General features: G+C 66.6%; 9 protein-coding genes. All 9 read right to left on the minus strand.

Annotated features, from left to right (window positions below; all coding sequences use genetic code 11):
- Window positions 1–2 precede the first annotated feature (2 nt).
- The 9 genes from QJ043_RS03115 to glgB all read right to left on the minus strand — a co-directional run bounded on the left by QJ043_RS03115 (window position 3) and on the right by glgB (window position 14,922).
- The gene (locus QJ043_RS03115; RefSeq protein ID WP_283713810.1) at window positions 3–716 is read right to left on the minus strand and encodes an ABC-2 transporter permease; all 714 of its coding nucleotides are present in this window, start codon (window positions 714–716) and stop codon (window positions 3–5) included.
- Window positions 713–1,600, minus strand: a complete 888-nt coding sequence (locus tag QJ043_RS03120) for an ABC transporter ATP-binding protein (protein ID WP_283713811.1) — start codon at window positions 1,598–1,600, stop codon at window positions 713–715. Before QJ043_RS03120 ends, QJ043_RS03115 begins: the two co-directional genes overlap by 4 nt.
- 20 nt (window positions 1,601–1,620) lie before the next feature.
- Window positions 1,621–1,998 (minus strand): GntR family transcriptional regulator, encoded by a 378-nt coding sequence (locus QJ043_RS03125; RefSeq protein ID WP_283713812.1) that lies wholly within the window; start codon window positions 1,996–1,998, stop codon window positions 1,621–1,623.
- Between the two features lie 353 nt (window positions 1,999–2,351).
- Entirely contained in the window at window positions 2,352–5,774 is a 3,423-nt protein-coding gene (locus tag QJ043_RS03130) for a 4-alpha-glucanotransferase (protein ID WP_283713813.1), read from the minus strand.
- Between the two features lie 30 nt (window positions 5,775–5,804).
- Window positions 5,805–7,280, minus strand: coding sequence for a glycogen synthase GlgA (gene glgA, locus QJ043_RS03135; RefSeq protein ID WP_283713814.1), 1,476 nt, complete (start codon window positions 7,278–7,280; stop codon window positions 5,805–5,807).
- Complete coding sequence (gene glgD / locus QJ043_RS03140; RefSeq protein WP_283713815.1) at window positions 7,280–8,377, minus strand: glucose-1-phosphate adenylyltransferase subunit GlgD; 1,098 nt, start codon at window positions 8,375–8,377, stop codon at window positions 7,280–7,282. Before glgD ends, glgA begins: the two co-directional genes overlap by 1 nt.
- A gap of 2 nt (window positions 8,378–8,379) precedes the next feature.
- Complete coding sequence (locus QJ043_RS03145) at window positions 8,380–9,528, minus strand: glucose-1-phosphate adenylyltransferase (RefSeq protein WP_283713816.1); 1,149 nt, start codon at window positions 9,526–9,528, stop codon at window positions 8,380–8,382.
- 75 nt (window positions 9,529–9,603) lie between these two features.
- A complete protein-coding gene (locus tag QJ043_RS03150; protein ID WP_283722729.1) occupies window positions 9,604–12,042 on the minus strand; it encodes a glycogen/starch/alpha-glucan phosphorylase in 2,439 nt (812 codons plus the stop codon).
- A 141-nt stretch (window positions 12,043–12,183) separates the two neighbouring features.
- Complete coding sequence (glgB, locus tag QJ043_RS03155) at window positions 12,184–14,922, minus strand: 1,4-alpha-glucan branching protein GlgB (protein WP_430538504.1); 2,739 nt, start codon at window positions 14,920–14,922, stop codon at window positions 12,184–12,186.
- Window positions 14,923–15,286: the final 364 nt, after the last annotated feature.

Consider the following 15,286-nt stretch of genomic DNA (forward strand, 5'->3'; position numbering starts at 1 on the left):
CGCTAGAACTGGCGGCTCTCGTACAGGCGCGCCGCAACAGCGCCGCCGAGGACCCACAGGGCCACGCCAACGCCGAGCAGCAGGCAGCCGAGACCCGCGACCCCGCCCAGCGCGTCCATGAGTCGCCCGAACGCCTCCATCGGCGCCGTGCCCCACGGACCGCCCGGGCTCACCAGGTACGCGACGAGCGTCACGATGCCCGCGAAGAGCAGCGGCATGGCGCGAAGGCTCTTCTGCACGCCGCTCTTGAACGCCAAGGGCGCCATGAGCGCGCCGCACGCCAGCGTGCCGCCCACCGTGAGCATCAGGGAGGCCCACACGACGTCCCAGCTCGACATGCCCCTCCCCTCGAGGTTGAGGCCCTCCATGCCGGCCCACTGCCCGATGGCCATCGACACCAACGCGAGCACCACGGCGAACGCCGCGGACAACGCCACCGCGAGCGTCACAAAGGCCATGCGCCCCCACACGACCTCGCGCCGGTCGAGCGGTGTGGTGAGCCGGAACAGCTGCCAGTCGCCGGCCTCGTCCTGGCCGAAGCTCGAGAGGAGCATCGAGAACCCTGTAGAGGCCGGGATGGCGATCAGCGCAAAGATCGGGCCGTCCTGCAGCAGGTTCACGCCCACGCCGATCAGCACCCACATCCAGGCCACCTGGACAACGTAGCCGCGCGAGCGCATCGCGTCGCTCGCCACCATCGCACGGATGCCGCTCATCGCTTCTCTCCCTTGATCATGAGCACCATGAACTCCTCGAGCGACGGTCGCTCGACCGGAATGGTCGGCTCGGCCGCACGGAACGCGGCCGCGTCCGGCACGAGCACGTCCGTCTGGTGCGGCTTCACCAACACCCGCAGCGACCCTGCGGGGAACCGGCCCGCGAGCGCCTGGGCCTGTGCGGCCGTGCACCGTGCGATGCCGTAGCGGTCGCGGATGTCGTCCATTGGCATCTCGAAGACCTTCTGGCCCCGGTCGATGCAGAGCACCTGGTCGCCGATGTCCTCGATGTCCGTCGTGATGTGCGAGGACATCAAGATGCCGTGGCCGTCCTCGCCCATGAAGGCCCGCAACCTGTCGAGCGCGTCCTCACGGGCCATCGGGTCCAGGCCCGCCGTGGGCTCGTCCAGGATCAACAGCCGGGGATGGTGCGCCAGCGCGAACGCCAGCTGCAGCCGCATGCCCATGCCGCGGGAGAGCTCTTTGGTCTTTCGGCTCGGCGCGATGCCGGCGTCGCGCAGCTCCTTCTGGAACAGCGCCGCGTCCCAGCCCTGGTACGCGAGCGCGCCGAAGCGCCCGACGTCCTCCACCCGGATGTCCCCAAAGGACAGCGTGTCGAACACGAAGGCGGCGCCCTCCTTGGCCTCGGCCAGCGCCTTCTCGTTCGCGCTCGGTCCGAAGCCCACCGGCACGCCCATCAGCGTCGCCGTGCCCGCGTCCCGTTTGTACGCGCCGAAGAGCGCGTGGATGGTCGTTGTCTTTCCCGAGCCGTTGGCGCCGATGAACCCGAGGACCTGTCCCTCGGGCACCGCCAACGACAGCGGCCCCAGGTGGAAGTCGCCGTAGGACTTCTCCAGGCCGTCGATACGTGCCAGGTCGGCCATGGCCGAACCCTCCTGTCGCACTAGTCGTCCGTCTCCGCCAGCAGCTCCAGGCGCTCGCGCACCTCTCCGTCCGAGAAGCCCGCCTCGCGCCCGTAGTCGAGCGCCGCCTGCAGAAGCTCCTCCAGGCGCCGGTTGCGCTCCTCGGTCAGCAGCCCTTCGGCCGCCTGTGCCACGAAGCTCCCGCGCCCCGGAACGGTGTCGATGAGCGCTTCCGCCTCGAGTTCCTGGTACGCGCGCTTGGTGGTGATCACCGAGACCCGCAGGTCGTTGGCGAGCCCTCGGATGGAGGGCAGCGCCTCGCCGGGAGCCAGCTCGCCAGCGAGAATGGCGGCCTTGAGCTGGTCCGCCACCTGCTGGTAGATGGGCTTCGCGCTGGCATTGGAGACGACGATGTCCAAATAATCCGCCTTGTCGTAGTGTTGCCGGCCAGTCGCGGAGGGCGTCCCCGCCGCGACTGTGTATATCGCGATATACACACTATACACGCAGGCGCCGGGAGCGCAAGGACTTCGTCCAACAAAAGGGGCGCGCCGGCCCTGCCGGGTTTTGGTGTCACCTGAGTGACACCAACACCGGGGTCTGGCGAGAAAACCCCAGGTGGCGAAGCAAGGGGCCCGGCTGGAGTGTCGCTTCAGTGACACCTGGCCCGTGATGTGCATTTGGGGACTGTCCCTAAATGCACATGCGAGGGCCCCCGCAGGTGCAGGGGCCCTCGCAGCTAGCCGGTTATGCGGTTGTCCGAGGGACGCGCCTAGTGCGTCGCGCGCCCGCTCTCCTCCGTCAGGTGGCGGAGGCCGGCCTTCGCGTAGTCAATGGACTCCCAGTCCGCCTGCCACGTCCAGTTGCCCTCTTCCTGACCCGGCACGTTCATGCGCGCACCGGAAGCGAGGCCGAGCACGTCCTGCAACGGGACCATGACCAGGTCGTCGGCGCAATGGAGCGCCATCGCCACCACGGACCACGTCAGGTGGCGCGCGTAGCCCCAGTCGCTGATGGAGAACCGCTCCATCAGCGAGCCCATCAGGGTGTCGGTGTCGTGGGTGGAGGTGTACGCCGCCTTGCCGCGGATGGGCGTGAAGCCCTGGCGGATGTCGCCGCCCTTGTAGAACGGGATGACGTCCATGCCCGGGAAACCGGTCTGGCTCATGAGCCCGCGCACCACCGGGGTGATGGTGCCGAGGTCCTCGGCGATCACCGGCAGGGGGCCGAACTTCTTGGCGGCCGTCTCGAACAGGTCGAGGGACGGGCCGGGCAGCCAGCGACCCTCCGAGGCCTTCTGGCCCTCTTGGATCACGTAGTAGTTCTGGAAGCCCACGAAGTGGTCCAGGCGCACGCGGTCGTAGAGGTCGAACGCACGGCCGAGACGGGCGAGCCACCAGCCGTAGTCGTCCTTCTTGTGCGCCGGCCAGTTGTAGGTCGGGTTGCCCCAGATTTGACCCTCCGGCGCGAGGTCGTCGCCCGGCACGCCCGCCACCTCGGTCTGGTGCCCGGTGGCGTCCAGGTTGAACATCGTGCGGTTGGACCAGACGTCCGAGGACTCCATCGACACGTAGATGGGCATGTCGCCGATGATCTGGACGTCGTGCTCGTTGGCGTAGGCCTTGAGGTTGTCCCACTGGATCTGGAACAGGAACTGCTGGAACTGGTGCAGCTTCACGCGGCTCGTGAGCTCCTTGCGGGTGGCCAGCGCAGGCGACCAGTTCTTGTAGGGCGCCTTCCAGTCGGCCCAGCTCGGCACGTCGCCGGGCTCGACGTCGTCCCACATGGCGGGCAGCGGCTTGCCCAGCTCCTCCGCGGCGGCCTTCTCGTCGCGGAGCAGGTCGCGGATCGCCATGAACGTGGCGTGCGCCTTGAGCCAGCGACGGTTCTTGCGCGCGAACGCGGTGTAGGTCGCCGTGGGCACCACCTCGCGGCCGCGACCGGTGGGGATGGGCTTGCCCTCGCACCAGCTGGTGTAGAGCTTCTCCCAGCTGTCGCCGTCGCGGTCCACGAGGGACGGCTCGCCGGCAAAGGCCGAGAGACCCGCATAGGGGCTGCCGTGCTTGTCCACCGGGTTCACCGGGAGGACCTGCCAGTAGCGCTGGCCGGCCTCGGAGAGGAAGTCCACGAACCGGTAGGCCTCGGGGCCCAGGGTGCCGGGGCCCGGCTCCTGGCCGTCGGTGCGGGGCACGGAGGTGATGTGGGCCATCACGCCGGCACCGCGCTCGAAGGGCTTCGCCAGGGCGGAGGGCGCGTGGAAGCGGATCACCGCGGAGCCGAGGTTCGGGAGGTTGACCACCACGTGGTTCTCCTCGAGGCGCAGCGGCAGCCCGTCCACCAGCTCGTCGGCCTGCTCGCCGAGGCGCGGGAGCCACACCTCGTGGCCCTGGTCCAGGTTGCGGTTCACGACGACGCAGAGGACCTCTTCGCCCGGCTTGGGGTTGCCGTTCTCGTCGGCGTAGTAGCGATAGAAGCCGTAGACGTCCGGGCCGGCCGAGAAGGGCCTGAAGTCGCCGTCCACGAGCACCGGGAACTGTTTGCGCAGGTTGATGGCGTTCGCGTAGAGCGTCTGGACGTCCTCGTCCTCATGACCCCAGGGGTAGGTGCTGCGGTTGTAGGGGTCGGTGAAGCCCTCGACGCCGGCCTCGTCGCCGTAGTACACGCAGGGCACGCCCGGCGAGCACATCTGCACGAGCACGGCGAGCCACATGCGGTGCTTGGCCAGGTCGCGCTCGCCCGGGTTCAGGCGGAACCAGTGCTTCTGGTGGTCGGTGAGCGACGCCGGGTCCGGCGCGCCGCCGAGAATCGTGAACAGGCGCGTGCGGTCGTGGCTGCCCAGGAGATTGAGGGTCTCGTAGAACGCCTGAGCCGGGTAGTTCTCCTTGAGGGTGGCCATGCGCTCCACCATCTCCTCCGCCGGCCACGCGCCGGCGAGGTACTCGAGGAGCGCCTCGCGGAAGGGGTAGTTCATCACGGAGTCGAGCTCGTAGCCGTCCAGGTAGTGGCGCATCTCGCCGTAGGCCACCTTGTTGGAGGCGTCCTCCCAGACCTCGCCGAGGAGCAGGGCGTCGGGCTTGACGCGGTCCTCGGCGGCCTTGATGCCGGCGATGAACTGGTCGTTGAGCTCGTCGGCCACGTCGAGGCGCCAGCCGCGCGCGCCCATCTTGAGCCAGTGCTCCACGACGCCGTCCTCGCCGTACACGAACCGCTGCCACTCCGGGTTGTGCTTGTCGAGGTCGGGCATGTTGTCCACGCCCCACCAGCAGGTGTAGGAGCCGTCCTCCTTGATGAGGTACCAGGGGTAGTAGGGGCTCTCCTTCCCCTGCCAGGCGCCGGGCTCGGGGTAGGTGCCGAACTTGTTGAAGTACTTGGAGTCGGTGCCCGTGTGGTTGAACACGCCGTCCAGGATGATCGAGATGCCCACCTTCTCGGCGTCGGCGCACAGGCGCTTGAACGACTCGTCGTCGCCGAGCATCGGGTCGACCTTGAGGTAGTCGGCGGTGTCGTAGCGGTGGTTCGACAGCGCCTCGAAGATCGGGTTGAGGTAAATGGCCGTGAAGCCGCGCTCCGCCAGGCGCGGAAGCTCCTCGCGGATGCCCTCGAGGGTGCCCCCGTAGAAGTTCCAGTCGTTGACGGCGCCGTTGGCGTCACGGTTGTACCAGACGGGGGTGTCCCAGTCGTCCACGAAGGAGCGACGCTCGGGCGCGTTGCGGTGGAACGCGAACGCGTCGTGCACACGGTCCGCCCAGTCGGCGCCGCGCTTGTAGCGGTCCGGGAAGATCTGGTACACGATGCCGTTGCGGTACCAATCGGGCCGCACCGCGCGCTCGTGATACACGGTGATCTGGAACGAGGGGGGCATGTGGTTGTACATCTGGCCCACGCCGCCGGTGCGGCCCTCGCGCGCGCCGTAGTAGCGCACGACGCCGTCGGAGCCCTCGAGCACGAAGCAGTACCACAGAAGGCCGAGCGGCTCCGCGGTCAGCTGACCCGTGAAGCGCAGGCGGCCGTCGGCCTCCTCCGTCCGCTCCATGGGGATGAATTGCTCGCCAACGCCGTCCGCCCAGGTGCGGATGCTGGCTTTCGCCCCGGGGTCGTCCCACACGTCCACGCTCAACGTGACGGCGCCGCCCACAGGGGCGGCGCCGTAGGGAGTTCTGTACCCCAGGGCCCGACTGTCGTGCAGGGCCCTCATAGGTGTCCTCTCGGTCGCGGTAGCACCCTCCTACACGGGTGTTACCTCAGGATGCAGCCGTCGATACATATCGATGTACTGACTGGCCGCCTTTGTCCAGCTGAAGTCCACAGACATGGCTTGGCGCTGGAGGTTCTGCCACGCCGCCTGGTCGGTCCAGAAGACCTCGCAGGCGTTCATCAGGCAGTCCACCATTTCGTCGCCGTTGAAGTTGGCGAACGAGAACCCGGTGCCCTCGCCCGTGAACTTGTTGTACGGGATCACAGAGTCCTTAAGACCGCCTGTTTCACGCACAACCGGCAACGTACCGTATCGCATGGACATCATCTGCGACAGTCCGCAAGGCTCGAACAGCGACGGCATCAAGAAAAGATCAGCACCTGCATACATCCTCTGCGAAAGGCCGAGGTCGAAGTCGATCCGCGCGCACATGGAGCCCCGGTACTTCCAGTCGAAGTAGCGCAGGGAGTCCTCGTAGCAGCGGTCGCCCGTGCCGAGGACGGCCACCTGCACGGAGCGCCCGAGCACGCGCTCGAGGCCGTACTGGACCAGGTCGAGGCCCTTTTGCTTGGTGAGGCGCGTGACCATCGCGACGAGCGGCCGGTGCGGGTTCACCTCGAGGCCCAGCTCCTCCTGGAGCCGCGCCTTGCACTCGGCCTTGCCGCTCATGTCGTCCACCGAGAACCGCGCGGGGATGTTGGGGTCCGTCGCGGGGTTCCAGGCGTCCATGTCGATGCCGTTGAGGATGCCCACCATCGCGCCCTCACGCTGGCGGAAGATGCCGTCCATGCCCTCGCCGAAGAACGGCGTGCGGAGCTCCTTGGCATAGGTGGGGCTCACGGTGGAGAGCAGGTCGCTGTAGATCAGCGCGCCCTGCATGTAGTTCACGGTCTTGGGGCCGCAGTAGAGCTGCGCCACGGCCGCCTGCACGCCCGCCAGGCCGCAGGCGTCCTCGAGCACGGTGTCGCCGTACTGGCCCTGGAACTTGGCGTTGTGGATGGAGTACACGGTGCGCACGTTGTCGTAGAGCGGGAGCCCCTGGTAGAACTCGCGCAGAAAGACGGGTGCCAGGGCCGTCTGCCAGTCGTTGCAGTGCAGGACGTCGCACCGGAAGTCCGGCAGGTACTGCAGCGACTCCGTGACGGCCTTGGAGAAGAACGCGAAGCGCTCGCCGTCGTCGAAGTAGCCGTAGAGGCTGCCGCGCTTGAAGTACTTCTCGTTGTCGATGAAGTACCACTGCACGCCGTCCTCGACGATGCGCTCAAGGCCGCAGTACTCGTTGCGCCATCCGAGGTTGAGGTAGAAGTCGGCCACGTGCTCCATGCGGTCGACGTACTCCTGCTTGATGGTGCCGTACTTGGGGAGCATGACCACCACTTGGCAGCCCTGTTTGACCAGGGCCTTGGGGAGGGAGCCCGCCACGTCACCGAGGCCGCCCGTCTTGCAGAACGGGGCAGCCTCAGCGGAGGCGAACACCACGCGGAGGTCTCGGCGTTGCGTGGCCACTAGTCGCGTCCCTTCCCCTTGATGAGAATGTTCTCGCGCGTGCCGCGGAGCTCGGTGCGGGCCGGGATCACGTTGTCGCGGTCCACGATCGCGCTCTCCACCTTGGCGCCGCTCTCGATGACGCAGGACTGCATCACGATGGCGTCACGCACCGTCGCGCCGGCCTCGACGATGACGTCGCGGCCGATGATGGAGTTCTCCACGCACCCGGCGATGCGCGTGCCGGCGGCCACCATGGAGTTCACGACCTTGCAGCCCGGCTCGTACTTGGCGGGCGGGTTGTCGTGCGCCTTGGTGTAGACCGGGCGCTCCTCCTGGAAGATCTGGTCGTCCATCTCGGGGTCCAGGAGCTTCATCGAGTTCTTGTAGAAGCACTTGGACGAGAAGACCGCGAGCGTGGGGCCGTCGAAGTCGTAGGTCTGCACGTTGACGCGGTCGAGGTCCGGCACCATGGCCTCGAAGAGGTCCAGGTAGTCGATGGACTGGTACCAGGAGAGCAGCTGCTTCAGGATGTCGATGGACACGACGAAGCAGTCGAGGAACTCGGTGTCGCCGTACTCGACGCCGTTGTGGACGCCCACGACGCGGCCGTTGTCGGTGCGGAAGCCCATGAGCGAGATGTTGGTCTCCTCGGCCTTGTGCGTGACGACGGTGATGTCGGCGCCGGACTTGGCGTGCTCGTCGACGAGGGCCTGGTAGTCCATGTTGTAGATGATGTTCGCGGCGCTCACGATCACGTAGGGGCGCGTGGTCTCCTTGTCGAGGAAGACCTTGTTCTGCACCATGTCGCGGATCAGGAAGCGGGCGCCCGAGCGGGTGGTCCCGTAGGCGGTGCCGGGCAGCATGAAGAGGCCGCCGTGCTTGCGGTCGAGCGACCAGTCCTTGCCGCTCTCGAGGTGGTCGAGCAGGGCGCGGTAGTTGCTCGGCAGGATCATGCCCACCGTGCGGAGGCCGGCGTTGACCATGTTGGACAGCACGAAGTCCACCATGCGGTAACGGCCGGCGACGGGCAGCGCCGCAGGCGGACGGGCAGCGGTGAGGACGCTGGGATTCTTAGTGGAGTAGTTCGTCGTGATGAGGCCGATGGCGCGATCCATCTTTACTCCTCCCCCTTTCCAACCACCACGTCGTCGCCGACGACCACGGTGTCCTTGACCTTGTCAACGGAGCCGAGCTTTGCGTTCTCCTCGACCACGGCGCCCTCGCCGAGAATGGCGTTCACCACGTGCGCGCCAGCCTTGACCTTGGCGCCGGGCAGCAGGATGGAGTCCTCGACGATGGCGCGCGGGCCCACGTACGAGTCCGTGGAGAGGATGGAGTGCGAGACGGTGCCGAACACGCCGCAGCCGTTGGCGACGAGGCTGTCGTCGACGGAGGCGCTGGCGCCGATCAGGTGCGGGCGACGCGTGGGGGCGTTGGACATGATCGGGAAGTTCTTGTCGTAGAGGTTGAACTCCGGGTCCGAGCCGAGCAGCAGCATCGCGGTGTCCTTGTAGGAGGCGATGGTGCCGACGTCGCGCCAGAAGCCGTGGAACTCGTAGCAGAAGATGCGGCGGCCCTCTTCGAGCATCCGCGGGATGATGTTGTTGCCGAAGTCATGCTCGGACTCGGGGTCGGCGGCGTCCTCCTTGAGGGCCTTGACCAGCACGTCCGTCGAGAAGATGTAGATGCCCATGGACGCGAGGTTGCTGTCCGGCTGGGCCGGCTTCTCGGTGAACTTGAGGACGGAGTCGTCCTCGTCCTTGGTGATGATGCCGAAGCGCGAGGCCTCGTCCCAGGCCACCGGCATGACCGAGATCGTGAGGTCCGCGTTGTTCTTGACGTGGACGTCGAGCATCTTGCGGTAGTCCATCGAGTACAAGTGGTCGCCCGAGAGGATCAGCACGTACTCGGGGTCGTTGGACTCGATGTAGCCGATGTTCTGATAGATGGCGTCCGCCGTGCCGGCGTACCAGGAGCCGCCGGTCTCGGTGGCGTAGGGCGGCAGGATGGAGATGCCCGCGCCGCGCTCGTCGAGGTTCCATGCCGCGCCGGTGCCGATGTAGCTGTGCAGCAGGTACGGCTTGTACTGGGTCAACACGCCCACCGTGTTGATGTCCGAGTTCGCGCAGTTGGACAGCGCGAAGTCGATGATGCGGTACTTGCCGCCGAAGGACACCGCCGGTTTGGCGATGGACCGCGTCAGGGCGCCGAGGCGCGAGCCCTGACCGCCAGCAAGGAGCATCGCGAGGCACTCCTTCTTGCTCATGCGTTTCCCCTCTCCCTAAAACAGAAAAAGGGCCGGCGCTCCAGACGCCGGCCCCCTTACTTCCTCAATAGGAGCTTAAACGTGCCAGATGTCTTCAGCATACTCGCGGATAGTTCGATCCGAGGAGAAGAATCCGGAGTTCGCAGTGTTTGCAAGAGCCATGCGGTTCCAGGCGCGTTTGTCCGCGTACTTGCCGCAGAGGCACTCGAAGGCGTCCACATAACTCCGGAAATCTTTGAGCACGAAGTCCGCGTCGTTCTGGTGCATCAAAACGTCATGGATCATCGAGAAGTCGCCGGACAGGCGCGCGTAGGTGCCGTCCACCAGCTGGTCGACGACGCGGCCGAGGCGCTCGCGGTCGCCGTTGTAGACGTCCCAGGCCAGGTAGTAGCCGTTCTTGAGGGCCTCCACCTCGTCGACCGTGAGGCCGAAGATCTGGATGTTCTCGGCGCCGGCCATCTGCGCGATCTCGACGTTGGCGCCGTCGAGGGTGCCGAGGGTGATGGCGCCGTTGGCCATGAGCTTCATGTTGGACGTGCCCGAGGCCTCCATTCCGGCCGTGGAGATCTGCTCGGAGATCTCGGCCGCCGGGTAGATGAGCTCGGCGTTGGACACCGAGAAGTTGGGCACGAAGGCCACCTTGATGAGCTCGCTGGCGCGCGGGTCGTTGTTGACGACGTCGGCCACCGCGTTGATGAGGCGGATGACCTCCTTGGCGAAGACGTAGCTCTGGGCCGCCTTGCCCGCGAAGATGAAGGACGTGGGCACCGGACGGAAGCCAGGGTCCGCGATGATGCGGTTGTAGAGGTCCATCACCTTGAAGATGTTGAGCAGCTGGCGCTTGTAGGCGTGGAAGCGCTTCACCTGCACGTCGAAGATCGTGTTGGTGTCGAGCACGACGCCGGTGGTGTCCTTGATGTAGGCGGCCAGGCGCTGCTTGTTCTCCAGCTTGGAGGCGCTCATCGCATCGAGGAAGACCGGGTCGTTGTAGAACGCCTCGAGGCGGCGCAGCTCGGAGGCGTCGTCCAGCCAGCCGTCACCGATGGCGCTCGTGATGAGGGAGCTGTAGCTGGGGTTCGCGTTGCCGAGGAAGCGGCGGAACGAGATGCCGTTGGTCTTGTTGTTGAACTTCTCGGGCGTGAGCTGGTAGAAGTCCTTGAGCACCTCGCGCTCGAGGATCTCGGTGTGGATCTTCGCCACGCCGTTCACCGAGTGGGAGCAGATGATCGAGAGGTTCGCCATGCGCACCTTGCCGTCCCAGAGGATGGCCGTGTCGCGGAGCAGGTCCATGCGGTCGCCGTGCTCCTGGGTGAACTCCTCACGGTAGCGGCGGTCGATCTCCTCGACCCACATGTAGATGCGGGGCAGCAGGCGCCGGAACGTGTCGATGGGCCAGGTCTCGAGCGCCTCGGGCAGCACCGTGTGGTTGGTGTAGGAGACCGAGCGGGTGACGATGTCCCAGGCGGTGTCGTAGTCGAGGCCCTCCTCGTCGACGAGGACGCGGAGCAGCTCGGGGCCGCAGAGCGCCGGGTGCGTGTCGTTGGTGTGGATGGCGACGCGGTCCGGGAAGGCGGCCCAGTTCACGGTGCCGTCGGCGTTGGTGTTCTCGCGCTTGAAGGTGCGCATGATGGAGGCGATGCCCGCGGCCACGAACAGGTACTCCTGCTTGAGGCGCAGGATGCGGCCGTGCTCGCCGGCGTCGTTGGGATAGAGGATCGTGGAGATGGCCTCGACGTCCGTGCGGAACTTGGACGCCTCGGCGTAGGCGCCGTCGTTGAAGGCGTCGAGGTCAAAGGCCTCCTCCACCGGCTCGGCGGACCAGATGCGCAGCTTGTTGACGGTCTTGCCGCCGTAGCCCACGACGGGGATGTCGTAGGGCACCGCCTTCACGCGCTCGCCGCCCTCGAGGGTGAACCAGCAGCGGTCGCCCTCCTGGTGGCGCACGACGTCGCCGCCAAAGGTGACCTCGACCGCAGACTCCGGCCGGCGCACCTCCCAGGGATAGCCCTTGGCGAGCCAGTTGTCGGTGACCTCCACCTGACGGCCGTCGACGATCTGTTGCTTGAAGAGGCCGTAGCGGTAGCGCATGCCGTTGCCGTAGCCGGCGATGCCCTCGTGAGCCATGGAGTCGAGGAAGCACGCGGCGAGACGACCGAGGCCACCGTTGCCGAGGCCCGGGTCCACTTCGCAGGCCGCGAGGGTCTCGAGCGTGGTGCCCATCTCGATGAGGCCGGCGCGCACGGTGTCGAGCGCACCGAGGTTGAGCAGGTAGTTCTCGAGAAGGGGGCCGATCAGGAACTCGAGGGAGAAGTAGTAGACGCGTTTCTTCTTCTCGGCGAGGATCTCGGCGTCGTTCTTCACGTGGATGGGGCGCGAGCGGAAGGCCACGAGGTTGCACAGGGTGGCGAGGCGCTCGTTGTCGTCCGCCTCCTCGAAGTCCTTGCCCACCTCGGACTCCACCATGCGCCGGTACTTGCGCTTGAAGTCCTCCGTGGACGTGAAGATGTTCTCCATGTGATTCTCCAATGCGTCGCGGGACACGCCGGCCCCTGTGGCACGTTACATAAATCCATGAAATAAGGGACTCTCGGTCCCAAAGGGTGCCCCCGGATGCGGTGACACCCGGGGGCACCCGAAAGGGCTTGTGAGGTCGCGCTACTTGCGGCGCGGGGCCTTCTTGGCCGGCTTCTTGGCGGCCGCGGCCTTCTTGGGGGCCGCCTTGCTCGGGGCCTTGGCCTCGGTGGCCTTGGGAGCGGCGACGGGCTTCGCGTCCTCGGCGGCAGCCGGGGTAGCGGCCTTCGCGGCGGCCTTGGGCGCGGCCTTCTTGACCGCGGCCTTGCGGGCCGGGGCCTTGGCGGCCGGCTTCTTCGCCGGGGCCGGCGTCTCGGCCGTCGTGGCCTTGGGCTCGGCGGCCTCGGCCTTCTTGACCTCGGCGACGGCAGCGGCGTCCTCCACCGTGGCGGGGTTCGCCGGGGCGGCGACCTTCTTGGCCGGGGCGGCCTTCTTCATCGCCGGGGTGCTCGGGACCTTGGCCTCGGCGGCGACGGTCTCGGAGACGGACGCGGCGTCCACCGTGGCGGCCGGGGTGGCGTCAGCGGCGGCCTTCGGAGCGGCCTTGGGGGCCGTCTTCTTGGCGGCAACCTTCGGGGCGGGCTTCGGGGCGGGCTTCTCGGCCGCAGCCTTCACGGCCGGCTTCTCCGCGGCCGGCTTCTTCGCGGCGGCGGGCTTTGCGGCCTCGGCGGCCTTGACCTCGGCGACGGCCATCACGTCCTCGACGGCGGCCGCAGTGGTGGTGGCCACCTTTTCGGCAGCGGCGGCCACCTTCTCGGCGGTCTTGGCGGCGACGGTCTTCACGTCGGCCGCGGCCTTCTCGACCGTCTTCTTGGCGGCGGCAGTGGTCTTCTTGGCGGCCGTCGTCTTCTTGGCCGCAGGCTTGCGGGCCGGCTTGGGCGGCACGTAGCTGGACTTGCCGGCGCGCTTGAGCACCACGCCCGCCAGCGGCGGCACGCGCAGCACGATGGAGTTCTCGCAGCCGTCGTAGGGCTCGGGGGTGGACACGAGCTTGCCCTCGTTGATCACGCCGGAGCCGCCGAACTCGGTGGCGTCGGAGTTGAAGACCTCCACGTAGTCGCCCTCGCGCGGCACGCCGATGCGGAACTCCTCGTAGCAGGCCGGGTCCCAGTTGATGAGGACCACGCGGTCGTCCACCGGGCGGTCGCCCTTGCGGGTGTAGACGATGATGGACTGCTCGGAGTTGTCGGCGTCGATCCACTCGAAGCCCTCGGGCTCGTAGTTCTTCTGCCAGAGGCCCTTGTTCTCCTTGAAGAAGGCGTTGAGGGTCTCGATGTAGTGCTGGTAGTTGCGGTGCGTGTCGTACTGGTCCGTGAGGAACCACTGGATGCCCTCGTAGTAGCGCCACTCGATGAACTGGGCGATCTCGTTGCCCATGAAGTTGAGCTTGGCGCCGGTGTGGGTCATCTGATAGAGGGCGAGGCAGCGGAGGCCGGCGAATTGGCGCCACCAGTCGCCCGGCTGGCGCTGGACCAGCGAGGCCTTGCCGTGCACGACCTCGTCGTGGGACAGCGGCAGCACGTAGTTCTCGGCGAACGCGTACATCATCGAGAAGGTCAGCAGGCGGTGGTTGCCCGGGCGCCAGGGGAAGTCCGTCCGGCAGTAGTTGAGGGTGTCGTTCATCCACCCCATGTCCCACTTGTAGTCGAAGCCGAGGGCCTTCTCGTCAACGTCGGTGGGGCGCGTGACGTACGGCCACGCGGTGGACTCCTCGGCCACCATCATGACGTCCGAGTGGTACTCGTGGATGGTGTCGTTGGTGTGTCGGATGAAGTCGATCGCGACGAAGTCCTCCTCGGTGCCGCGGTCGTTGAACTTCTTCTGCGCCGGGTCGTCGACGCCGAAGTTCAGGTAGAGCATCGAGGTCACGCCGTCCATGCGGATGCCGTCGGCGTGGTACTTCTCGAGCCAGAAGAGCGCGTTGGAGATCAGGAACGTGCGCACCTCGCCGCGGGAGAAGTCGAACTTGTAGGTGCCCCAGTTGGGGTGCTCCTCCTTCTCGTAGAGCTTCTGGCCGTTGAAGTGCACGAGGCCCTGGATGTCACGGCAGAAGCCGCCCGGCACCCAGTCGAGGATGACGCCGATGCCGGCCTGGTGGCAGCGGTCCATGAAGGCCATGAACTGCTGGGGGTCGCCGTAGCGCGCGGTGGGCGCGTAGTAGCCGGTGGTCTGGTAGCCCCAGGAGCCGTCGAAGGGGTGCTCCATCACGGGCATCAGCTCGATGTGGGTGTAGCCCATCTTGGCCACATAGTCGACGAGCTCGTGGGACAGCTCCTCGTAGGAGAGGTAGGAGCCGCCGCCCTCACCGAAGCCGAGGCCGTCGAGGCCGTCGTCGTGGCGCTTCCAGGAGCCCAGGTGCACCTCGTAGATGTTGAGCGGGCGCTTGCGGTGGTCGGTGTGCGCGCGACGGCCCATGTAGAGGCCGTCGTGCCAGGTGTAGGAGTCGAGGTCCGCAAGGCGGCTCGCGGTCCCCGGGGGGCACTCGCTGTAGAAGGCGTAGGGGTCGGCCTTGTACTGCTCGGAACCGTCGTTGCACAGGATGTAGAACTTGTACAGGTCGCCGTCCTGGGCGCCGGGCACGAAGCCCTCCCAGACGCCGCCGTGGTCGGCGGCCGTCAGGAGGTTCGCGTCGATGTTCCAATCGTTGAAGGAACCGATGACGGACACCTTGCGGACGTCCGGGGCCCACACGGCGAAATGGTAGCCGGGCACGCCGTCGACGACGTCCTTGTGGGCGCCCATCTTCTCGTAGCTGCGGTGCCAGTCGCCCTTGGCGAACAAGTACAGGTCATCGTTGGTGATGGTCAGCTGGTCGGAGCTCATGAATGACTCCCTCCTCTGCGCCGCTGCGTCGGCGCCTTGCAGCGCCCTTGGGAAATGCGGCGCCCTCCTGCCAGTCTTGTGCCCGCGAAGCGGGGTCTGTTGACATCCTTCGATGTGTTCAGGAAAGGTGCAACAGGCGCCTACACGGTAACTGGTTCTCAAGGGACCTTCAAGAGAAAAGCGCCCGTCCAATCGAATTCTTGTGGGAAAAAGGCGCCGCAGAGAGCGTTTTCCCAGCTCACGTCCACTGTGAGTTTTCTTGGGCACAAGAGGTCGAGAGCGGTTCACAAGGTGAATCAAGTACTTCGGGCGCAACTGTGTTGGCTTTCATGCGAACGTTTTTGCGACATTGGGGGCGGGTGAT

Origin of the sequence: Kribbibacterium absianum (assembly GCF_030067705.1) — a bacterium.
GTDB lineage: Bacteria > Actinomycetota > Coriobacteriia > Coriobacteriales > Atopobiaceae > Kribbibacterium > Kribbibacterium absianum.

What these genes read in the sequence shown, in the direction of transcription:
- QJ043_RS03115 (WP_283713810.1), bottom strand. Translation starts at nt 716, where the DNA reads ATGAGCGGCATCCGTGCGATGGTGGCGAGCGACGCGATGCGCTCGCGC.
- QJ043_RS03120 (WP_283713811.1), bottom strand. Translation starts at nt 1,600, where the DNA reads ATGGCCGACCTGGCACGTATCGACGGCCTGGAGAAGTCCTACGGCGAC.
- QJ043_RS03130 (WP_283713813.1), bottom strand. Translation starts at nt 5,774, where the DNA reads ATGAGGGCCCTGCACGACAGTCGGGCCCTGGGGTACAGAACTCCCTAC.
- glgD (WP_283713815.1), bottom strand. Translation starts at nt 8,377, where the DNA reads ATGGATCGCGCCATCGGCCTCATCACGACGAACTACTCCACTAAGAAT.
- QJ043_RS03145 (WP_283713816.1), bottom strand. Translation starts at nt 9,528, where the DNA reads ATGAGCAAGAAGGAGTGCCTCGCGATGCTCCTTGCTGGCGGTCAGGGC.
- QJ043_RS03150 (WP_283722729.1), bottom strand. Translation starts at nt 12,042, where the DNA reads ATGGAGAACATCTTCACGTCCACGGAGGACTTCAAGCGCAAGTACCGG.
- glgB (WP_430538504.1), bottom strand. Translation starts at nt 14,922, where the DNA reads ATGAGCTCCGACCAGCTGACCATCACCAACGATGACCTGTACTTGTTC.